At 62.0% G+C, this 21,398-nt stretch carries 22 protein-coding genes; 12 read left to right on the top strand and 10 right to left on the bottom strand.

The annotated features are described in order from the left end of the window. Positions 1–47: 47 nt before the first annotated feature. The 4 genes from ACPWMG_RS10680 to ACPWMG_RS10665 form a co-directional block, all read right to left on the bottom strand. The gene (locus ACPWMG_RS10680; RefSeq protein WP_483304618.1) at positions 48–392 is read right to left on the bottom strand and encodes a chaperone modulator CbpM; all 345 of its coding nucleotides are present in this window, start codon (positions 390–392) and stop codon (positions 48–50) included. Then, on the bottom strand, positions 389–1,411 hold the full coding sequence (locus tag ACPWMG_RS10675) for a DnaJ C-terminal domain-containing protein (RefSeq protein ID WP_483304617.1): 1,023 nt from the start codon (positions 1,409–1,411) through the stop codon (positions 389–391). The genes ACPWMG_RS10680 and ACPWMG_RS10675 overlap by 4 nt, the downstream gene beginning before the upstream one ends. Before the next feature lie 106 nt (positions 1,412–1,517). After that, positions 1,518–2,039: a CHRD domain-containing protein gene (locus tag ACPWMG_RS10670; protein WP_483304616.1), complete on the bottom strand. Its 522-nt coding sequence runs from the start codon at positions 2,037–2,039 to the stop codon at positions 1,518–1,520. A 148-nt stretch (positions 2,040–2,187) separates the two neighbouring features. After that, positions 2,188–2,664 (bottom strand): Lrp/AsnC family transcriptional regulator, encoded by a 477-nt coding sequence (locus ACPWMG_RS10665; protein WP_483304615.1) that lies wholly within the window; start codon positions 2,662–2,664, stop codon positions 2,188–2,190. A 249-nt stretch (positions 2,665–2,913) separates the two neighbouring features. Here ACPWMG_RS10665 and ACPWMG_RS10660 point away from each other — a divergent pair, with 249 nt between their 5' ends. From ACPWMG_RS10660 to ACPWMG_RS10630, 7 genes are all read left to right on the top strand, one after another. Beyond that, the gene (locus ACPWMG_RS10660; protein WP_483305228.1) at positions 2,914–4,107 is read left to right on the top strand and encodes an amino acid aminotransferase; all 1,194 of its coding nucleotides are present in this window, start codon (positions 2,914–2,916) and stop codon (positions 4,105–4,107) included. A gap of 35 nt (positions 4,108–4,142) precedes the next feature. Further along, a complete protein-coding gene (locus tag ACPWMG_RS10655) occupies positions 4,143–4,541 on the top strand; it encodes a RidA family protein (protein WP_483304614.1) in 399 nt (132 codons plus the stop codon). Positions 4,542–4,711: 170 nt separating this feature from the next. Continuing rightward, positions 4,712–6,118, top strand: a complete 1,407-nt coding sequence (locus ACPWMG_RS10650; protein WP_483304613.1) for an amino acid permease — start codon at positions 4,712–4,714, stop codon at positions 6,116–6,118. An 18-nt stretch (positions 6,119–6,136) separates the two neighbouring features. After that, positions 6,137–7,111: a bifunctional helix-turn-helix transcriptional regulator/GNAT family N-acetyltransferase gene (locus ACPWMG_RS10645; RefSeq protein WP_483304612.1), complete on the top strand. Its 975-nt coding sequence runs from the start codon at positions 6,137–6,139 to the stop codon at positions 7,109–7,111. After that, positions 7,108–8,046 (top strand): DMT family transporter, encoded by a 939-nt coding sequence (locus tag ACPWMG_RS10640; protein WP_483304611.1) that lies wholly within the window; start codon positions 7,108–7,110, stop codon positions 8,044–8,046. The genes ACPWMG_RS10645 and ACPWMG_RS10640 overlap by 4 nt, the downstream gene beginning before the upstream one ends. 39 nt (positions 8,047–8,085) lie before the next feature. Continuing rightward, positions 8,086–8,667, top strand: coding sequence for a chromate transporter (locus ACPWMG_RS10635; protein ID WP_483304610.1), 582 nt, complete (start codon positions 8,086–8,088; stop codon positions 8,665–8,667). Then, a complete protein-coding gene (locus ACPWMG_RS10630; protein WP_483304609.1) occupies positions 8,664–9,266 on the top strand; it encodes a chromate transporter in 603 nt (200 codons plus the stop codon). The genes ACPWMG_RS10635 and ACPWMG_RS10630 overlap by 4 nt, the downstream gene beginning before the upstream one ends. A gap of 50 nt (positions 9,267–9,316) precedes the next feature. On the opposite strand, the gene ACPWMG_RS10625 is transcribed toward ACPWMG_RS10630, so the two are convergent. Both ACPWMG_RS10625 and ACPWMG_RS10620 read right to left on the bottom strand, forming a co-directional pair. Continuing rightward, positions 9,317–9,910: a MarR family winged helix-turn-helix transcriptional regulator gene (locus tag ACPWMG_RS10625; RefSeq protein ID WP_483304608.1), complete on the bottom strand. Its 594-nt coding sequence runs from the start codon at positions 9,908–9,910 to the stop codon at positions 9,317–9,319. 263 nt (positions 9,911–10,173) lie between these two features. Then, a complete protein-coding gene (locus tag ACPWMG_RS10620; protein ID WP_483304607.1) occupies positions 10,174–10,935 on the bottom strand; it encodes a helix-turn-helix transcriptional regulator in 762 nt (253 codons plus the stop codon). A 172-nt stretch (positions 10,936–11,107) separates the two neighbouring features. Here ACPWMG_RS10620 and ACPWMG_RS10615 point away from each other — a divergent pair, with 172 nt between their 5' ends. The 5 genes from ACPWMG_RS10615 to ACPWMG_RS10595 all read left to right on the top strand — a co-directional run bounded on the left by ACPWMG_RS10615 (position 11,108) and on the right by ACPWMG_RS10595 (position 15,873). Beyond that, positions 11,108–11,575, top strand: a complete 468-nt coding sequence (locus ACPWMG_RS10615) for a DUF3237 domain-containing protein (protein ID WP_483304606.1) — start codon at positions 11,108–11,110, stop codon at positions 11,573–11,575. A 40-nt stretch (positions 11,576–11,615) separates the two neighbouring features. Then, complete coding sequence (locus ACPWMG_RS10610; protein ID WP_483304605.1) at positions 11,616–12,632, top strand: Bug family tripartite tricarboxylate transporter substrate binding protein; 1,017 nt, start codon at positions 11,616–11,618, stop codon at positions 12,630–12,632. 84 nt (positions 12,633–12,716) lie between these two features. Beyond that, positions 12,717–14,402 carry a tannase/feruloyl esterase family alpha/beta hydrolase gene (locus ACPWMG_RS10605; RefSeq protein WP_483304604.1) on the top strand — a complete coding sequence of 562 codons (1,686 nt, stop codon included), beginning with the start codon at positions 12,717–12,719 and terminating at the stop codon, positions 14,400–14,402. A gap of 184 nt (positions 14,403–14,586) precedes the next feature. Further along, positions 14,587–14,766, top strand: coding sequence for a hypothetical protein (locus tag ACPWMG_RS10600; RefSeq protein ID WP_483304603.1), 180 nt, complete (start codon positions 14,587–14,589; stop codon positions 14,764–14,766). A gap of 150 nt (positions 14,767–14,916) precedes the next feature. Continuing rightward, a complete protein-coding gene (locus ACPWMG_RS10595) occupies positions 14,917–15,873 on the top strand; it encodes an aldo/keto reductase (protein ID WP_483304602.1) in 957 nt (318 codons plus the stop codon). 30 nt (positions 15,874–15,903) lie between these two features. Here the strand turns inward: ACPWMG_RS10595 and ACPWMG_RS10590 are convergent, their stop codons facing one another. The 4 genes from ACPWMG_RS10590 to ACPWMG_RS10575 all read right to left on the bottom strand — a co-directional run bounded on the left by ACPWMG_RS10590 (position 15,904) and on the right by ACPWMG_RS10575 (position 21,360). Continuing rightward, the gene (locus tag ACPWMG_RS10590; RefSeq protein WP_483304601.1) at positions 15,904–16,566 is read right to left on the bottom strand and encodes a hypothetical protein; all 663 of its coding nucleotides are present in this window, start codon (positions 16,564–16,566) and stop codon (positions 15,904–15,906) included. Positions 16,567–16,660: 94 nt separating this feature from the next. Beyond that, positions 16,661–18,676, bottom strand: a complete 2,016-nt coding sequence (locus tag ACPWMG_RS10585) for a sensor histidine kinase (protein ID WP_483304600.1) — start codon at positions 18,674–18,676, stop codon at positions 16,661–16,663. Then, entirely contained in the window at positions 18,654–20,684 is a 2,031-nt protein-coding gene (locus ACPWMG_RS10580) for a sensor histidine kinase (protein WP_483304599.1), read from the bottom strand. Before ACPWMG_RS10580 ends, ACPWMG_RS10585 begins: the two co-directional genes overlap by 23 nt. Next, positions 20,650–21,360 (bottom strand): response regulator, encoded by a 711-nt coding sequence (locus ACPWMG_RS10575; RefSeq protein ID WP_483304598.1) that lies wholly within the window; start codon positions 21,358–21,360, stop codon positions 20,650–20,652. The genes ACPWMG_RS10580 and ACPWMG_RS10575 overlap by 35 nt, the downstream gene beginning before the upstream one ends. Positions 21,361–21,398 lie beyond the last annotated feature (38 nt).

Here is a 21,398-nt window from a genome sequence, read left to right as displayed (position 1 = left end):
GCGCCGAGCTGGCAACTCTGCCCTGTCAGCGCGTCAAAAAGAACGCGTCACAGCCGGTGCCCAGCCGCACGCAGCTTGCCGTGGAGTGCGTCGATCTCTTCCATCAACTGCAGTGCCAGCGCCGCACCCGCCGCGTTCACGCCCAGGTCGCGCTGCAGGCGCACGGCCACGTAAGCGCGCTGTACGTGCACACCGCTGAAGCGCCATTCGGCAGGCTTGGCGCTAGGTGTAGCGCCGCTCGGGGTGATCAGCGACTCTTCCACCAGTTCCACCAATTGCGCTTGCGCCGCACCACAGGCATGGCACAACTCGTCCAAGCTGAAGTCGCCATGTTCTTCCAAAATGACCGCCGACACCTGTAGCGTTGCGCCGGAATGTTGTGGGCTGCTCATGATGTCTCCTCCAAGTGAGCCCTGGGGCGAAAATCGGCAAACTTGCTCGCCATGTCGGCATAGGCTGCGCGCGCCGCGTCTGTGTTGGCCGGCGGCAGCACTACTTGCAACACGAGATAGAAGTCGCCCGCCTCGGTGGTGGACGATGAGCCCGGAATGCCGCGCCCCTTCAGGCGCAGCTTGCGCCCGGCAGACGATGCGGCCGGCACGGTGACCTCCACGGTCACGCCTGTGGGCAACCGCACTTCCACCTGCGCACCAAGCGCCGCTTCCCACGGTGCCACCGGCAAGTCCATGTAGACGTCGCGCACCTCCACGCGGTAGCGCGCGTGCGGCAGAAACTCAACTTCCAGATACAGGTCGCCCGGCTTGCCGTCACCGATACTCGGCGCCCCCTGCCCGGCCAGCCGAATGTTTTGTCCGGCACGCACGCCTTTGGGGATGCTGAACTCAATCACCCGCTCGGTGCTGCTCACCGTGCCATCGGCTTGGTGCTGCGGAAACCGCAAGCTCAGACTGCGCTTGGCGCCGTGGTAGGCGTCCTCCAGGTCGATCTGAATGCTGGCGTGCTGGTCTTGCCCATGCGCATGAAAACCTTCGCGCCGCGCGCCCTCGGCTTGTGTGCGGCTACGAAACAGCGTCTCGAAAAAGTCGCTGTAATCTTCATCGCCATCACCAAAGGTGTGGCCGCCGAAGTCCGGTCCGGCTTGGCCACCGGCGTGCTGCCGCGCTTGGCCAGGTCGCTTGGCAAAACCCTGATGCCCCGGATGACCCGGCGGCGGGCGGAAGTCCTGGCCCGCCTGCCAGTCGCTGCCCAATTGATCGTAGGCCGCACGTTTTTCTGTGTCTTTGAGAACTTCGTAAGCCTCGCCGACCTCTTTGAAGCGCGCTTCGGCATCAGCCTCTTTGCTGACATCCGGGTGGTACTTGCGCGCCAGACGCCGGTAGGCCTTGCGGATGTCGTCGCCACTGGCGTCCCGCTTCAGCCCCATGATCGCGTAGTAGTCTTTGTATTCCATAACACTCCTAAGCAAACACCGCCCTGTGCAGGGTGCGGCTTGATCCTAGCCCGGAGCCTCGAGCCAGGACAAGGACAGACAAAGCATCACGGCAAACACCAATGATCTACTGCCGCAGGATCAACTGCCCGCGCAGTTCGCCATTGGGTCGCAACGCGGTGTGGATGTTGACGTACCAGCGGCCGGCCAACAGATCCGCAGCCTGCGCGGGCGTCAGCGTAGCGCTGCCGTCCAGCGGGCTCTTGTACGGGCCGCGAATCGGCACCACCACGGCAGCGTTGACGCCTTCAGCCGCAGGCCCATGAAAGTGTGCTGCGGTGGCCGGGCCACTGAGCCCACTGAATGTGAGGCGGTAGCGCAGCAAGTTGGTGCTGCGGTTCAACACGGCATCGATCTGTCCCATGCCGTTGGTGCCCACCGGCGGCACTTCGGCAGCGCCGCTCAGAGGGGAACTGAAGGCGGCAAGCTCCGGTTGACGCTGCGGTGCAATAGGCACGGTAGGTTGCGCGTCGGGGCCCGTTCCCGTGCCCAAGCCCACGGTGCTACAGCCCGCCATCAACGCCAATGCGCCGCACGCCAACACCGGGCGCAGAGACGACATCAAGAAGTTTTGAGAGGTGTGCGACATAAGTTTCAAAGAATGCAGTGATGAAAGAGGTGGGCGCAAGGCCTTATCCGCATGCTACCGCCGCACGCCAAATCAGCCGCCGCGCAGGATGTAAAAGCATGTAGGCCTATGGCTTCTTTCTTTGACCGCAAAAAGCGGCTAAACGCGGCTATGGCGACTCGGGAATCGGCAAGCCGCCAAACCCCTTGAACTCCTGCAGCGAAAAATACGTCTGCAATTGCTTCACCCCCGGCAGCCGGTGCAAGCGTTTTTGCAGCAGCTCGGAATACGCATCCAGGTCGCGCGCCACCACCAGCAGCATGAAGTCCGCTGGCCCCGAAATGCCGTGAAACAGCACGACCTCGGGTATCGCCCGCACGGCCTCTTCAAAGGCACGCGACGACACCGCGTCCTGGTGGTCGATGCCCACCATCACAAACGCGTTGACACCGTAGCCCAACGCACGCCGGTCCAAGCGGGCCTGGTAGCCCTTGATCAGGCCGCTTTCCTCCATACGCTTGACGCGGCGCCAGCATGGCGACTGCGACAGCCCGGTCATCTGCGCCAGCTCAGCGCTGGTCAGTCTTGCGTTGTCCTGCAAGGCTGTGAGCAATTGGCGATCAATTTCGTCGGTCTCCACGCGCATAAAAATTCCAATAAAAATCTGAATGACAGAATATCAATCCAATAATGAACCACCATAGGGCAAACATACAAGTATTTTGTAGATACAGCGCATAAATCGTGATAAAAATATGACATTGCGCGGCTTCTCGGCCACGACTTCAGGTCTATCCAGGCCTTGGAGCACCGCTCATTGAGGTGACTCACAAGCCCGCGCATGCCCACCCGTTCATCCTTGAAACCCACTGCCATGACCACGCCACACACCAACCTGTTCTCCCACGTGCCCGCCTACGCTGGCGACCCCATCCTGTCGTTGATGGAAGCCTTCCAAAAGGATGAGCGCACCAACAAGGTCAGCCTGAGCATCGGCATCTACTTCGACGACAACGGCAAGCTGCCGGTGATGGACGCCGTACGCAAGGCCGAGTCGGCCATGCTGGCCGAAATCGGCCCGCGCTCTTACCTGCCCATCGAAGGCATGGGCGACTACCGCGAAGCCGTGCAAAAACTGGTGTTCGGCGCTGAGCACGAAGCCGTGAAGAGCGGCCGCATCGCCACCATGCAAAGCCTGGGTGGCTCGGGCGCGTTGAAGGTAGGGGCAGACTTCTTGCGCCAATACTTCCCCGAAGCCGATGTGTGGGTGAGCGACCCGACCTGGGAAAACCACGTGGCCCTGTTTGAAGGCGCTGGCCTGAAGGTGCACACCTACCCTTACTACAACGCAGCCACCGGTGGCCTGCGTTTTGACGACATGCTGGCCACGCTCGACAAGCTGCCGCGCAACAGCGTGGTGCTGCTGCACGCGAGCTGCCACAACCCCACGGGTGTGGACTTGTCGGCCGCGCAATGGCAGGCGCTGATCCCCGTGATCCAAGCGCGTGGCCTGATCCCCTTTGTCGACATGGCCTACCAAGGTTTTGGCGATGGCCTGACCGAAGACGCGTTTGCGCTGCATGCCCTGGCCGATGCCGGCATCCAGTTCTTCGTGGCCAACTCGTTCTCGAAAAACTTCTCGCTGTATGGCGAACGTTGTGGTGGCTTGAGCGTGGTCTGTGCCGATGCCGCCGCCGCTGCCGTGGTGCTGGGCCAGTTGAAGGCCACCGTGCGCCGCAACTACTCCACGCCGCCTACGCATGGTGGCCGCATCGTCACGCGTGTGCTCAAAGACCCAGCGTTGTTCGCCTCGTGGGAAGCCGAATTGGCCACCATGCGCGACCGCATCAAAGCCATGCGTGCGCAGTTGCACGCCGTGCTGAACGAGAAGTTCCAGGGCCGCCGCAACTTCGACTACTTCGTGCAACAACGTGGCATGTTCACGTACACCGGCTTGAACCCCGCACAAGTGGCACGCCTGCGCGACGAACACGCGGTGTACCTGGTGGGCTCGGGCCGCATGTGTATGTCGGGCCTGACGACCAGCAATGTCGAGTACGTGGCCCGCGCTGTGGCCTCGGTTCTGTAAAGCATCAATCTCGTTAACGCCAGTACGGAACCCGTATGAAAGAAGTCATCGACGTCGGTTTGCCCCCGCTCAGCCAGCCCTTCTCGTGGGCGGTCAAAGCCTCCATGCAAGCTTCGAACTTGTTGTTCACCGCGCATGGCCCCGTGCGCCAGGACGGCACCATCCACACCGGCGCCATTGAAGAGCAGGCGCGCATCACCTTCACCAACTTGAAGAACGCCGTCGTCGCTGCCGGCGGCGGCCTGCAAGATGTGACGCAGGTGCTGATCTACATGACCGACGTGCAAGACATGAAGGCCATCGACGCGGTGTACCGCGAGTTCTTTGAAGCGCCCTACCCCAACCGCTCCAGCATGGGCGTTTCGGGCTTGGTGGTGCCAGGCATGAAAATGGAGATCGTGGCTTACGCCGTGATCCCCGAAAAGAAAGCTTAAAACACACACGGGCCAGTTGGTAGACCACCAACTGGCCCGTTTTGTTTCTACCCGTTAGCTGAAGATAACTGCGCCTCTGCAGGCGCGGCGGGCGGGCTATCGCCTGGCGTTTCCATTTCGTTTCCGCTCCCCAAAAGGCTTCGGCCATCAAAACCCTTACGAGACAAAACATGCGCGACTTCCAACACATCGCCGACCGCGAAAAAGGTCTGCAAAAACAACTCACCTCCGGCCAGATGGCGATGATCGCCATTGGCGGCGCCATCGGCACCGGCCTGTTCCTGGGCAGCGGCTTCGCCATTGGCCTGGCCGGGCCCAGCGTGCTCATCAGCTACGCCATCGGCGGCGTGATCGCGTTGCTGCTGATGGGCTGCCTGGCCGAGATGACCGTGGCCCACCCAACCTCGGGCTCGTTCGGCGCCTATGCCGAGCACTACATCGCGCCCTGGGCCGGCTTCTTGGTGCGCTACGTCTACTGGGCCTGCGTGGTGCTGGCCGTGGGCACCGAGGTCACCGCCGTGGGCGTGTACATGGCCTACTGGTACCCGGACACCCCGCAGTGGATGTGGGTGGTACTGTTCTCAGTGGCGCTGGTGGCCATCAATGCCATGAGTGTGAAGGCCTTTGGTGTGGTCGAGTACAGCTTCTCCATGGTGAAGATCGTGGCGATTGTGTTGTTCATCTTGATTGGCTCGTACGTGGTGTTTGGCACGCAGCCAGAAGGTGTGGGCTTCTTCAACTACTCGGCCCAAGGCGGCTTCTTCCCCAAAGGCGTTTGGGGCACGTGGGTGGCGGTGGTGGTGGCGATCTTCAGCTACATGAGCATCGAGACCATTGCCGTAGCCGCCGGTGAAGCCAAAGACCCAGAGCGCGCCGTGGCCAGCGCCTTCCGCGCCACCATCGTGCGCCTGGTGCTGTTCTACATGGTGGCGATTGCGCTGATGCTGGCCATCGTGCCGTGGAACGCCACCAGCGCCGGCAAAAGCCCGTTCGTCAAGGTGATGGAAATCATCGGCATTCCCGGTGCGGCAGCCGTCATCAACTTCGTGGTGCTGATTGCCGCGCTGTCGGCCATGAACAGCTTGCTCTACATCGCCACCCGCATGATGTTCAGCCTGTCGCGCGCCGGCTTTGCACCGGCCAGCGTGGGTGAAGTGGGCCGCAACGGCGTGCCGGTCAAGGCGCTGGCCATGTCGTGTGTGGGCATTGCCATTGCCACGGTGCTGAGCGTGGTGGCGCCAGAGCAATCATTCGGGTTGATGATGGCCTTGTCGATGTTCGGCGCCATCTTCACCTGGTTCATGATTTTTGTGACGCACTTCTTCTTCCGCCGCACCTGGGTGGCCGAAGGCCGTGGCCCGTTACGCTTTCGCATGTGGGGCTTCCCGTGGTTCACGCTGCTGGGCGCGGGCCTGATGCTGGCGGTGCTGATCACCACTTACTTCACGCCCATGTTCAAGCTCACGCTGCTGGTGGGGCTGCCCATCTTGGCGGTGTTGGCCCTGGCGTATGCGCTGTGGTACCGGCCAAAGCAAGCTATGAATAGCACAACGCATTTAGTTGCCAAAAGCAATTAAATATTTGACAATGGCTTGATGAACGCCAAAATCAAGCCATCTCATCAAACCCCTTCTGCGCCCACACCTGCGTTGCCGAGCGCGCAACACGTGCAGCAGTTGCGCAGCTTCAACCGTTTCTACACCCAGCGCATTGGGGTGCTAGCCCCGTACCTAGGCAGCGAACTGTCGCTGACCGATGTGCGCGTGCTGTACGAGTTGGCGCACAGCGCGCAGCAGCTCACGGCCAAAGAACTCACGCAGTTGCTGAGCCTGGATGCGGGCTACGTCAGCCGCATCCTGCGCCGCTTTGAGCGCGAAGGTTGGATCGCCCGCACCGTGTCGCCCACCGATGCACGTGCCAGCCTGCTGCAACTCACCCAGGCCGGGCATGCGGCCTTTGCACCGCTAGAGCAAAAGTCGCGCGACGAAGCCGCCGCCTTGCTGGGCGCCGTGCCCGAGCCGCAGCGCCCACAGTTGCTGCAAGCGCTGCGCACCGTGCAGACCCAATTGGCGCCAGACCAGCCGCCCACCCAAACCGTGCAGCTACGCGACCCGCGCCCTGGCGACCTGGGCTGGGTGGTGCAGCAGCACGGTGAAATCTACGCCCGTGAATACGGCTGGGACAGCAGCTTTGAAGCGCTAGTAGCCAACATCGCCGCCGAGTGGCTGCGCAAGGCCGACCCCGAGTGGGAAAAGGGCTGGATCGCCGAACTCAACGGCGAACGTGTGGGCTCCATTTTTGTGATGCGCAAATCACCCACCGTGGCACAGCTGCGCATGTTGATCTTGTCGCCCTCTGCGCGCGGCCTGGGCCTGGGCAGCCAACTGGTCGACGAGACCCTGCGCTTTGCACGCGCCAAGGGTTACCGCAAGATGGTGCTGTGGACGAACTCGTGCCTTACCGCTGCCCGCACGCTGTACGCGCAGCGCGGCTTCAACCTCATTAAAAGCGAGCCGTACCACGGCTATGGGCACGACCTGGTAGGCGAGACCTGGGAACTGAAGTTGTGAACCTGGCCCTGCTGGCGGCTGCCGCCACAGGCGTTCAAATCGGCGCCACCATCGTCGCCTCGCGCGCCGTCATCGGCGAGGTGCCGCCGCTCACACTCGCACTGCTGCGCTACGGCATTGCGTTGCTGTGCCTGGCACCTTGGATTCTTAAGGCTTTTAGGCCGCTAGCGCTTAGTGCATCTGCGCAAGGTGCTATCAAATTCAAGAAAAGCGATATTCTGGCGATTGCTACGCTGGGCATCGGCCAGTTCGCCGTTTTGGTGTTGCTGTTGAACCTGGGCTTGCAGCGCATTGGCGCGGCGCAAACCGCCTTGGTGTTCAGCCTGTTCCCGCTGCTCACGCTGTTTATATCGGCACTGTGCGGGCGTGAACGCGTCACGCTCGCCTTGCTCTTTGGCGTGTTGTTGTCGGTAGCCGGTGTGGCCGTGGCGCTGGCGCCCAAACTTAGCGCTCCAGCGGCTACCGTACACGGCGATTGGTGGGGCGAGGCTGCGGTACTGGCCAGCGCCTTCATCGGCGCGGCGTGCAGCGTGTTGTACCGGCCCTATCTGCAACGCTACCCCACGCTGCCGCTTTCGGGCATTTCGATGTTGGCTGCCGTGCTCAGTCTGCTGCTGATGGCGGGCACATCACATGGCTTGGCGCCGCTGGCCCACATGTCGGGGCACGCCTGGTGGGTGGTCACCGGCATTGGCGTGTTCAGCGCCATGGCCTACCTGTGGTGGCTCTACGCGCTGAAGTACGAGTCACCCACGCGCGTCACCGTGTTCCTGGCGCTGAACCCGGTGACCGCTGGGCTTTGCGGTCATTGGTTTTTGGGCGAGCCATTCACTCCCGAAACGCTTGCGGCCGTGGCGTTGATTGCGCTGGGGCTCTGGCTGGCCACACGGCGCGTTGGGCCAGCAAAAAGTGTCCCTGTCGCTGCAGACCGGTAGCCCAGCCGACATAATCTGCGTAAGACATTCAGGCGCCGCATGGACACCGACCAAAACAATCCCGAACCTCGACCACGGCCCCAATCGTTAGCCGATCTTTTCTTCTCTTTCACCTGGCTGGCCCTCCAAGGTTTTGGTGGCGTGCTGGCCGTGGTGCAGCGCGAGTTGGTTGAGAAAAAGCGTTGGCTCACCCGCGAAGAATTCCTGGAAGACTGGGCCGTGGCGCAAATTCTGCCGGGCCCTAACGTGGTCAACCTGTCGCTGATGTTGGGCGACCGCTACTTCGGCCTGCGCGGCGCCATCACCGGGCTCGCCGGCATGCTGGCCTTTCCCACGCTGGTGGTGCTGGCCCTGGCAATTTTGTACGCCAACTTCGCGCAGGTGCCAGCCGTCAGCAACGCGCTGCGCGGCATGGGCGCCGTGGCGGCGGGCCTGATTGCGGCCACCGGCATCAAGCTGCTGGGTGCTTTGCGCAAACACCCGTTGGGCCTGGCGCTGAGCAGTACGCTGGGCATTTTGGTGTTCATCGCCATTGCGCTGATGCGCTGGCCGCTGCTCTATGTGCTGCTCACGTTAGGCCTGTTGTCGTGTGTGCTGACGTGGCAGAAGTTGAAGCCATGAACATGTCTTTCAACATCATGATGTCGCACGCCGATTGGTGGGCGTTGTTTGGGCACTACCTCAGCCTGTCGCTGCTGGGGGTGGGTGGCGCCATCACAACCGCCCCAGACATGCAGCGCTACCTGGTGCAGCAGCAACACTGGCTGACCGACACACAGTTCAATGCCTCCATCGCCATCGCCCAAGCTGCCCCCGGGCCGAACGTGTTGTTCATTGCGCTGCTGGGTTGGAACATCGGCCTCAATGCGGGCGGTGGCTTGGCCGCGGGCGCTTGGGTCATGGGCCTGTTTGGCATGCTGGTGACCATGGCTGGCATCATGCTGCCCAGCAGCGTGCTGACCTTCATGGCCACGCGCTGGGGCCACCGCAACCGCGACAGGCGCGATGTGCGCGCCTTCAAACAAGGCATGGCACCCATCGTGATTGCGCTGCTGATTGCCACCGGCTGGATTCTGGCGACGACGCACCACAACCCCGCCACCGATTGGAAACTGTGGCTGCTGACCGCCGTGACGACCGTGATCGTGTGGCGCACCAAGATCCACTTGCTGTGGTTGCTGGGTGCGGGGGCGTTGTTAGGCGCGCTGGGCTGGGTTTGATCACGCGTTCTGAGAACGTGTGATCAGAACACATTGAAAATCTTCAGCAACTATTGCGGTTGTAGCTCGGCCGGCACGCTGTCTTCCGGCACACCGTGCGGATGCAATGCGGCTTCATGCGCCAGGCATTCACGGTGCAGCTTCTGCAGCACCTGAAACAGCACCTTGCGCTCTTCCACCGTCATCACCATCAGCATCTTCGCCTGGCCCTCACGGGCTTTGGGGATGACCCGGTCGTGCAATTCAATGCCCACAGGGGTCAGCCGACACATCAGCTTGCGGCGCGGCGCATTCCCCTGAGCCTGCAATGTGACCAGCCCTTTGCCTTCCAGCATGCGCATGGTGCGGCTGACCAGCGATTTGTCGGTGGACGAGCGCATCACCAGTTCACCAAACGGCAAGACTTCAGCATGCGCCAGCACAGAGATCATGCGCCATTCGGCGACGGTGAGACCAAATTCATCAGCGTAGGGGACAGTGATCGCCCGTCGCAAAGCGTTGCTGACATGGCTCATCCAAGTGGTGAGGAAGTTTTCTACCGAAAGGCCTTCGCCATGTGCTTCAAGCGAAGCCCAGGGACCGTCATCCGAGTGGCTGTGCAAGCCAGGGAATTCCAAAGTCGCGGGATGAACGTAATTATTCATGCGGTACCGCCCGGTATTTTTCTGCAGCTAGTCTTCGACACGCTCTGCAAAAGACTCTGCAGTCGATTTCCACAAAGACCGATCCCTCCGGTCGCCCCATACGCCCCACCTTGTTAGTCAAGGTTTAATTTGTGAGTCGTACGTAACAAATATATCTTCTTTAAAGGGAGTTGGGGGTTATTTGCGCGATCGCAACGTTCTTTCGTATGGAGACCACCAGCCAGAGCGCGCCTGCGTACAGCTACCAACAAGCGTCCGAGCCATCAGCTCCCCGTCGCCGCCAACACACGGGCAAACAACTCGTTGCGAAAGTGAATGCCCAGGCGGGCGAAGGCACGGCTGCGGTAGGTCTTCACCGTGGGCAAAGCCAACTGTAAATCGCAGGCAATGCCCTCCAGCGTCATGCCACGCAGCATGCGTGCGCACACCGCCAACTCGCGCGGCGTGAGTTCCGGGCACAGCGACGACAGGCGCTGCCACCACACCTCCAGCGCAAGATTCGCCGACGGGCCCGTCACCATGCCCACAGCCGACACGCCCACCAGGGCAATGTGTTTCTGCGTGAGCTCCAGCAGCGCCGGAGCCAAGTCTTCAAAAGCCACCAACTGTGCGTCACTGAATGCCCGCTGGTGGGTGTGCCGATAGAAATTGACCGCGAAAACCGCCCCATCCGCTTGCTGGCGCACAACCGACACGCGCTCGGCCATGCCGTGGGTTTCGTACACGCGCGCGCGGTGCTCGCAGGGCATTTCTTGCGCGGTGATGTGACACAGCAGCGGCGCAGCCTCGGCCTCAGCAGGCGCCTGCTCTTGCGCCAGGCTGCGGTCATGCATATACGGACCGGAGAGGTAGGCACGCCAGCAGTCGCGTGTGGTGTCGGGCACGCCGTGGCTGGCCGACATGAACAGCACCGGCGGGCACCCGCGCCCCGTGCGGTAAACCGACCACGACGCCGCCGGCACCAGCGGAAACAGCCCATCCAGCACAGCCTCTTCGAAATGCGGTTGGCCAAGCCGACTGATCATGCCCGAAAGCACTTGCCCAGCCGACCCCACACTACTGGCAGAGGCGCCCCGCCACGTCCTCATTGATTACTCCATATAACCATATTCATGCTGTCATCTTCACGGATGACACACCCCATGCACCACAGGACTTACGCTAACGCAACGCCACCAAACCACCTTTTTGTGCCCTGTGAACACACTTGCTCCCCCAGAACTGCGCCACTTTGCCCATCTTTTCGTGCAAGTGGGCCAACCCCAAGAGGTCGGCGCCACACCGCATGGCCGCCGCCGGGTGATCCCCATCACCGGCGGTGAGGTCGAAGGCACCGGCTGGCGTGCCCGTGTGCTGCCCGGCGGCGCCGACTTTCAACTGCTGGTGAACGACAGCCTGGCCGAGCTGGACGCGCGCTACGTGCTGGAGACCGATGCCGGCGAACTCATCTACGTGCACAACCGCGCCGTGCGCTCCGGGCCGCCCGAGTTGATGGCGCGCTTGGCGCGCGGCGAGCCTGTCGACCCGGCACAAATCTATTTCCGCTGCAGCCCGAGTTTTGAAACGGCTTCCGCCAGCCTGGGCTGGATCAACCAGCGCCTGTTTGTGGGCGCCGGTGTGCGCCACCCGGACAAGGTGGTCATGCGCTTTTTTGAACTGGCCTGAGCCCTTCCCTTTTTCCCCAAAAAACATCCAGGAGACAAACATGAAAACGACCACCGCCACCGCACACCCCACGCAAACGTCCCGCCGCAAAGCTCTTTTGACGGGCCTTAGTGCCGCCGCTCTGCTGTCTTGTTCTGCCAGCGTTTGGGCCGACAACTATCCCTCACGGCCCGTGCGCATCATCGTGGGTTTTCCGGCCGGCACCGGGCCCGACATCGTGGCCCGACTGCTGGCGCAAAAGTTGTCGGAAGGCTGGGGCAACATGGGCGTGATCGTCGACAACAAACCCGGCGCTGGCGGCTTGATCGCGGCCACCGAAGCGGCGCGCGCCGCACCCGACGGCTACACGCTGATGCTGGGTGAAACCGGCCAGTTGAGCATTGCGCCCAGCAGCTACAGCAAGTTGCCCTACGACCCACAAAAAGATTTCATTCCCGTAAGCCAGGTGGTCAGCTCCGACTTCGTGTTGCTGGTCAATCCACAAAAAGTGCCAGCCAAAAACGTCAAAGAGTTTGTGACGTGGACGCAGCAGCAAAAGGGCTTGTTCCTGGCAACGTTTGGCGCCGGAACACCCGGCCACTTTGGCGCCTTCATGTTTGGCGACGCGGTCAAACTCAAGCCCGAGCCGGTGCACTACAAAAGCACAGGCGATGCGCTGGGCGGCTTGTTCAGCGGTGACGTGCAAGGCGTGTTTGCCAGCGTAGGCTTGGCCGCGCCCAACGTCAAAGCCGGCAAGCTGGTGGCCCTGGGCACCACGGGCGCCACACGCACCAATGCATTGCCAGACGTGCCCACTATCAAGGAACAAGGCTACCCAAACCTTGAATTCAGCTCGTGGTTTGGCATTGTTGCCCCGGCCCGCACGCCGGCCGACATCGTGGCCAAACTCAACGCCGACATCGTGCGCGCCGTGCAGTCGCCCGAAGGCCGCGCCAAGATGGAAGACGCCGGTTTTCGCGTAACGGGTACCAGCCGTGAAGCCTTCGCCAACATCATCAGCGCCGACACCGCGACCTGGGGCAAGGCCGTGGCGGCCACCGGCTTCAAGGCGGACTAACCCACTCTTTTTCTTCGATTCGATGGCAGGGTGCAAGTCCCTGCCCTGGATTCACGCACCCTAAAAAACCAGGAGACCATCACCATGCGCAAAACCCTAGGCACCCTTTTACTCACCCCGCTGTGGCTTGCTGCCTGCGGCGGCGGTGGCAGCGGCGGTAGTGGAGCGAACGCCACACTGCTTGACGCCTTAGACCCCCAAGCCGCCAGCAACGCCTGCGCAACGGTGGCCAGCCAAGCCGCCGCCAAAGCCGGTCTGAGCGCCACCACCTTGACTGCGCGCTATGTAGCGGCGGGCACAAAACGCCCCGGCACCCTCACCACGGGCGACTTCCTGCCCGGGCATTGCGTCATCACCGGCAGCATCAACCCGCGCACGGGCGTGGACGGCAAACCCTACGCGATCGGTTTTGAACTCAGCCTGCCAGACGCCTGGAACGGCCGCTTCCTGTACCTGGGTGGCGGCGGCAACGACGGCACGCTGCGCGACACCTCGCTCAGCTCCAGCATCTCGGGCGGCACGCCCTCGCCACTGGGTCAAGGCTTTGCCGTTGTGTCGACCGACGCCGGCCACTCGGGCACCAGCGCCGCTGGTTTCGGCACCGATCCGCAAGCCAAGATCGACCATGCCTACAACGCCCACGATAAAACCGCTGTCGCCGCCAAGGCGTTGATCAACTGGCGTTATGGCCGCAAGCCAGACCATTCGTATTTCTCGGGCTGCTCGGGCGGCGGGCGCCAGGGCATGATGTTCTCGCAGCGTTTTCCGGAGTACTTTGACGCCATCACCGCCGGGGCACCGGCCATGCGTGTCTCAAGCGGCGCCACCGTGGCGGCGATGTGGAACAACATCAAGTTTGACGCCATTGCGCCAGTGAATGGCAGCGGCCAACGCATCTTGTCGCAAGCCTTCAGCAACAGCGATTTGAAACTGGTGGCCACCGCCATCAATACCACATGTGACGCAGCCGATGGTGCCACCGACGGCATGGTGCAAAACACCCAGGCCTGCCAGTTCAACCCCCCTGTTCTGCAGTGCAGCGGCGCCAAGGCCGATAGCTGCCTGAGCAGCGCGCAAGTCGGCGCCCTGAAAGACGTGTTTGCCGGCCCGCGCAACAGCAACGGCACAGCCCTTTATGCCGGGCAAGCGTGGGACCCAGGCATCGCCGCCGGAGGCTGGCGCGCCTGGACGCTGGGCACCTCCACCACGGCCACCCCCAACTCGGCCTACGTCACCTTGATGGTCGACGCCTTGGTCAACGAGTTCTTCACGCCGGCCGACCCCACGTTCAACCCATTAGCGTTCAACTTCGACACCGACCCCGCCCGCATGAGCGCCTTCTCTGCCGTTTACGACACCTATGCCGACGACAAACTCGCGGCCTTCAAGGCGCGCGGCGGCAAGATGCTGTTCATCCACGGCATGTCGGACCCGATCTTCTCGGCGCTCGACACCATCGACTATTACAAACGGTTGGCCGCAAATAACGGCGGCATCGACGCCACGCAAAGCTTCGCGCGCACCTTCCTTGTGCCGGGCATGAACCACTGCTCGGGCGGCCCGGCCACAGATACCTTTGATTCAGTACAAACCATGGTCGACTGGGTGGAAAAAGGCATTGCACCGGACACCATTGCCGCCAAGGCACTGGCCAGCAATACCGATTTCCCGAACCGCACACGCCCTCTGTGCCCCTACCCCAAGTTTGCCAAGTACAAGGGATCGGGCAGCCTGGAAGATGCGGCCAACTTCAGTTGCGCCGCCAGCTAAACCACGAAAAGACATTGCCACCGTGCCTTCGGGCACGGTGGCAGGTGCACATGAAACCCGACAAAAGCCCCTTCAAAAATTCAGGAAATAAATACCTTTAGCTACACTTTAAATTGATTTGCGGAACTTTGAGCGCCAACGGCCTCAAACTGCTTTGAATACTTATGAAAGGAAAGCAGCTTTGATGGCACTGTTGACAGCTTGGGCCCCCAAACTTTTGTTCATTCTGGGCATTCTGATTGTTTGGCTCGCTGTGCTGCGCTACCGCACACACCAACGCAACGACGCTCGCCGCCGCGAAGCCGAGTGGCGCGAACACCACGAATGGCTGCACGGCGACAACAAGCCGCGCGACAAGACCTAGACAGCCGCCGCGCTTTTGCCGCCCTGCATTCGTGTGCATACGAACTATCCACACGCAGCGCATGCACCAACCAGCGTAAGATTTTTGATTTAGGCTGCATGCTTACTGTGGCGGGTCCGCATCCGCCCTTCACTGTCAGGAGTCTTTCGCATGGAACTTCGTCCGCTGGGCCGTAGTGGCTTGTTGGTATCGCCCATCTGTTTTGGCGGCAACGTGTTTGGTTGGACGGCCAACGCGGCCACCAGCTTTTCATTGCTCGACGCCTGGCTGGACGCCGGCTTCAATTTCATCGACACCGCAGACGTCTACTCGGCGTGGGTGCCCGGCCACAGCGGCGGTGAGTCTGAAACCCTCATCGGCCAATGGTTCAAACGCAGCGGCCGCCGTCATCAAGTGGTGCTGGCCACCAAGGTCGGCAAGCCGATGGGCCAGGATCAAAAGGGCCTGCGCCCAGCCTACATTCGCCAGGCGGTCGATGCCTCGTTGAAGCGCCTGCAGACCGACTACATCGACCTCTACCAATCACACGATGACGACGGCGATACCCCCATCGAAGACACCTTGGGCGCCTACGCTGACCTGATCCGCATCGGCAAGGTGCGCAACATTGGCGCCTCCAACTACACCGCCCCACGCTTTGCACACGCCCTGGACGTGAGTGCGCGCCTGAGCCTGCCGCGTTATGAAACCCTGCAGCCGCTCTACAACCTGTACGACCGCGCTGTGTTCGAAGACGAGTTACAGGGTCTATGCACTTCACGCGGCGTAGGCGTCATCAACTTCTACGCGCTGGCCGCAGGCTTCTTGACCGGCAAATACCGCAGCGAGGCAGACGCCGGCAAAAGCATACGCGGCGCCAAAACGGTGGCCACCTACCTCAACCCGCGCGGCCTGCGCATCTTGCAAACCCTGGACGAGGTGGCAACCGAAACCAACGCCAGCCCAGCCCAGGTCGCCACCGCTTGGCTGATGCAACGCCCTGCCGTCGTGGCGCCCATCGCCAGCGCCACGTCTTTGGACCAGTTGCAGGAGTTGGTGGCTGCGAGCCAGTTGCGCTTGTCGGCTGACGAGTTGGCGCGGCTGGATACGGCGAGCGCGCCTGAATAAATAGCCTACCAACGGTGAAAATGCGCTTCTTCACCGCGCGTAGACCGTTGAGCAACTGGGTTGACCGCTCGCACCACAAAGAGTCGATTGCGTGATGGCGTCTAGGTAGTGTTTTGAAGTGTCAGGATAGATTCTCCAAGGCGACTCTTTCTTATCGCCTGGCGATTTTGGTCTCCACCCATATTGCACTTTGAAGAGGTAGTCTTTGCCCTCAAAGAACCCGACCAACGCACCTTCACCAAACGGCGCCGCGGGCCCATATTTGTCGCAAAATCCGCCGCCCACAGAATAGGTCACGCCGTTTGAGACATTGGTCGCCATCGACATCGGGGTGTAGGCTCCAGCACATCGTTTTTTCGCCTGATCTGCATCTTGATAAATCGCAAGCGCGGAAATGCTGGTCTTGCGCCTGGCCAACTCTTTGAGCAGTTCTTCTGCGGGATAGGGATTTCGTGCAATTTGTAAATACCCCTCACGCCAAGCTTGAATATCTTCTGTGCCACTGATGTATTCGACGGTATAGCTTCCACCGGGCTCCCCGGACATCCAGGCCAGCTTCCAACCGCTCGGCGGGGCATGAACAAGCTGTTCGCCCTGCACCTGAAAGGGATCGCCCTCAGCCGCGCGCCCAACGTTGGCGTTAATGGACACGGCAATCCAAAGTGTGGCCGCAAACAAGCTCAGAGACTTCATGGGGTATCTCCGACGATGGGGCCTACATTGAACATCTAAACACTGCGCTTGTGCAAAGAAAATGTGACGCATGCCGCATCAAGTCGTTGACCACTCAAACCACCGCCAACTCGCCCCCCTTGCGCAGCGGCAGCCATAGCCGAAAGTGTGTGCCCTGCGCGGTGCGTTTCCAACTCAGCTTGCCGCCCACCGCTTGGGCGCGCCGCAGCATGTGAGAGGTATCTCTACCCTGCCCGCCCACGGTATGCGCCTGAACGCAGGCGCCCACACCGTTGTCGCTCAATTGCACAAACACACCGCCGTGGCTCTCTCCGGTGACCACGCGCAACTCGGTCGCGTTGGCGTGCTGAAGGGTGTGGCGAATGCTTTCCTGCAGGATGCGCAGCACGAGCAGCGCGCTACGTGGGTCCAGCCATTCGAGCGCAGGTACGTCAGTCACGTCCCATTGCAAACGCAGGCCCGTGCCTTCGAGTCGTGGCGCCAAGCGGTAGCGCAGGGTGGCCAGCAGCAACAGCAAATCGGCCTCGGTGGGGTCGAGTGAATCCACGGTGAGCTTCAGGTCTTCGACACACTCGCGCAGCACCTGCACCATCTGGGCTTCGCTCAGGTGCCCGGCTTCTGCCACGTGCAAGGCGCTCATGAGCTGCGAGCCCATGCCGTCGTGGATGTCTTGCATTAAGCGTTGCCGTTCGCTGTGCAGTAGCTGGCGTTGCTGCACCACGCGCAATTTTTCAAAGTTCTCGGCCAACTCAAGCTCACGCGCGCGCAGGCGTTGGGCCAAGTGGGCGTTGGCCTGCGCGGTCTCGTCCAGCGCGCGCAGGTAGCGGCTCAAGATCACGTAGATAAACATCAGCAAACGCGCCACGGTGGACAACGGCCAGGCGTAAAGATTCTCTGGCGTGAGAAACGCGTTCTGCACAAAGTTCTGCAGCATCACATCATGTGTGGTCAGCGGCAGGTGAAACAGGCCAATCAATGCGGCCACAATGCCCTCACGCCCGCCATAGCGTATGGCCGCCCACACCATGAGCAAGGTCATGGGCGCCCCCGCCATCACGGTGGCAGCATAGGCCAGTGGCAGCAGCGGTGCGACCCAGGCCTGGTCGGCAATCAGCGGCAGCGTGGCCACGCTGGAGGCGAGCAGCAACGCCGACAAAACATACTTGGGCCAACGCGGCGCCGTGGGCACCAATGTGGCCACAAACACATACCAGGTGAGCAACAGCGCATTGCCCGAGTTGACGGTCAGCCAACCAAACCAGGCACTCGAAATCGGCAGAGGCTCCAAACCCACGTGGTACCGCAGGCTGCGCAATACCCAGAACAAAGTAAACAGGGCGAACAGCAGATACGTGCGCTCGTGGCGCCGCCGCGTCCACACAGCAAAGGCAAATGCCCCCAGGCCTAGCGCAGCCACATTCAGCACTTCAGGTATGCCGGTTTGCAGCAGGCTGCGTAAACGAAACATAGGGGCCAAGGCCTCTTCCGGGCCGATCCACACCGTTGAAACAACCCCGCCGGCGCCGGCCAGACTGTCGATGCGCAAGTGCAGCACTTTGGGCGCCGGCGCGGTGCCGTCCGGGTCCAGTGATACCCATAGCGGGTAGTTGAAGGCGCTCCAGACCACATCGCCATTCGAGCGGTAAAGCAACCGCTGGTCGCCATACACCGCGATGCGCCCCGCTGTTTGCCAGCGTGGCAGGTACAAGTAGAGGCCATTGGCGGTGGGCAGCAGGTCGTCCAGCTGCAATTGCAGCCAGGTGCGCACGATCACACCCTCGGCGTTGCGCTCTCCGGCCGGCGTGGTGCGCGGCCACACATGCGGCAAGGCCACAGGTGTCCAGTTTTGCGGCAACATGGCCGGGCCCAACAAGCGCGGTGGCGCCATGAAGGCATCGCTGGTGTCGCTTGTGCCTGTGATCACGTCCACATGGACTTCGGCTTGCGTCAGGTGGTGCACCGCCGGGTTCTGCGGATCGGCATCGACCCGCTCCACCGCCCACACCGTGACCACAATCGCCAAAGACAAAGCCAGCGCCAACAACCAGGTCGCAGCATTGTTTTTGCGCACCAAGGTAGAGATGGCTTTAGATGCTTGCATGCGCTGCATGCCGCGCCTCCTGGCGCAGTCGCTCTGCGCCCTTTTGCAATGGCAGCCACAGCCTGAAGCAGGTGCCTTGCTCCAGCACCTGCCAGCCGAGTTCGGCGCCTACGGCATGTGCGCGGCGCAGCATATTGGACAAGCCCTTTCCGGCGCTGCCATGGCCGCCCCTCGCCTGCCGCACCTCGTCGGCATGTCCATCAAAACCCGCGCCGTTGTCGGTCAGTTGCACAAACACACCGCCATCGGCGACGCCCGTCTCGACACGCAGCACGCTGGCGCCGGCGTGCTGGATGATGTTGCTGATGCCCTCTTGCAGAATGCGCAACACGTGCAAGGCGCTGCGTGGGTCGAGCCAGTGCAGCGTGGGCACATCGGCCACCGCCCAATGCAACTGCAAGCCTGATCCCTCCAGCCGTGGCGCCAAGCGGTAGCGCAGGGTGGCCAGCAAGGGAAACAGGTCGGCCTCGGCCGGGTCCAGCGAGTCCACCGTGAGTTTCAAATCCTCAATACATTCGCGCAGCACCTGGGCCATTTGCACGCCACTCAGATGGCCGGCCTCGGCCACGTGCAAGGCGCTCATGAGTTGCGAGCCCATGCCATCGTGAATGTCTTGCATCAGCCGTTGCCGCTCGCCGTGCAGCGCCTGCCGCTGCTCGACCACGCGCAGCTTGTCAAAGCTGGCGGCCAACTCGGTTTCGCGCGCCTGTAGCCGTTGCGCCAACTGCGTGTTGGCTTGTTCGGCTTGCACCACCACGCCCACGTAGCGGCTTATCACCACGTAGATGAACATCAGCAAACGTGGTGTGGCCGCCAGCGCGCCGTAGTAAAAATCTTCGGGGCCCACGAAGTAGTTTTGCATCAGCCAGTCGTGTGTGGCGATGCACAGGTCCACCACACCAATCAACGCGGCAAACAGCGCTTCCAGCTTGCCTTGCCGCATGGCCAGCCACACCAGGTAGACACACGAGGGCACCGCCGCCAGCATGGCCAGCAAGTAGGTCATGGGCGCGAGCACGTCCATGCCGGGCAGCACCGCCAGCGGCGGCAAGGTGGCGGTGGCCGAGACCAGCAGTAAACCCAGCAACGCCCTTCCCGGCCAACGCGCTGTGTGCGGATAAGGCAGCAGCAGTGTGGTCACGAAGTAGTACCACACCACCAGCATCACGGTGACCGCATTCACCGTCATCCAGCCAAACCAGGCCGAGGGCACGGGCAACGGTTCCAAGCCAATGTAGTAATGCAGCCCGCGCAAGGCGCCCACCAAGGCAAACATGGCAAACAACAAATACGCGCGCTCGCGCTGCCCCCACAGCCACACCAGCAGCGCAAACACGCCCACCCCCAACACCACAATGCCACTCAACTCCGGCAGACGCGTTTGCAGCAGCAGGCGCCAGCCATGACGCGGCTGCAATGCCGCAGCCGAGCCCACCCACAGGGTAGACACTCCGCCCCCCGCACTGGCTTGGCTGTCAATGCGGATGCGCAAGGTGTGCGGCAACGGCAAGGTGCCGTCGCCATCCAGCGCCACCAGCAGCGGGTGGTTAAACCCGTTCCACACTAGGTCGGCGTGCGAGCGGTAGAGCAGCCGGTCGTCACCGTAGATGGCGATCTGCCCAATCGTTTGCCAGCGTGGCAAATACAACCACGTGCCGCCCGGCTGCGCCCAGGTGCGTGGCAACGCCACCTGCAGCCAGGTGGTGCGCACGGCATGCTGCGTGGAGGCATCGCCAACGGGCACGATCATGCGCGGCCAGGTGTAGGGCAAGGTGACCGTGGTTTGATCTGGCGTGACCATGGCCGCCAGAGCGTTGAGAGAGGCGTTGTCGAGCTGCCAAGGAGGTGCTTCAAAAGCCGCGCCGGTCTGCACACGTAGCTCGGCCTGCGTGACTTGAGTCTCTGCAGAAGGTGGTGCGGATGGCGTTGCGGCGATTCCCAGACCGCTCCATACCAGCAGTCCCAGTGCCAGCAGCGCGGCCTTAGTCGACCAGCAAACCTTGGCTGCGCGCTTCATGGACGGCTTCAAGCTGCGAGCGCACTTTGAGCTTGGAGTAGATGCGGCGCACAAAACTCAATACTGTGTTGCGCGACACCGCCATCAACGCCGCGATTTCCTCGTAGCTAAAGCCTTTGGAAATGTATTCCAGCACCTGGCTCTCACGTGGCGACAGGCGCGCCTGATCGAGCATGGCCGGTGTGGGCACGCGTGTTTGCGGCACCTGCGGCAACAAAGGTGCCGGGGCTGACTCGGCCGCCAACGCATGCCGAAAACGCGTGAGCAAACGGCGCGCAATCAACGGGCTGATGGGGCTGCCACCCGCCAACACCGAGCGGATCTCTTCGGTCACCCGCTCGGGTGAACTGTCTTTGAGCAAGTAGCCAGCCGCACCGGCCTCCATGCTCTGGATCACATGGGCCTCGTCGCCAAACACGGTGCTCACCATCACGTGGCACTGCGGCCAGCGGATTTGCGCGGCGCGGATGATGTCCAGCCCCGGCCCGTCAGGCAGGCCCAGGTCAACGAGTAGCACGTCTGCCGCTGGCTGCTCCAGCAACACACGAGCCTGACGACAGTTGTGTGCCACCCCTTGCAGGCGCAGATCGGCCGCGCCCTCGATCGCAGCGCTGAACGCGCGCACGAAGAACAGGTCGTCTTCGACCACCACCACATTGAAAATCTGCTGGGGCACGGGCGTGAGCATGGTTGATGTACGGGAGCCATCGAGGG

The organism is Hydrophilobacter chitinilyticus, assembly GCF_049860745.1.
GTDB lineage: Bacteria > Pseudomonadota > Gammaproteobacteria > Burkholderiales > Burkholderiaceae_C > Rhodoferax_B.
The sequence above is the reverse complement of the archived record's forward strand: the minus strand, read 5'-3'. Positions and strand labels throughout refer to the sequence as shown.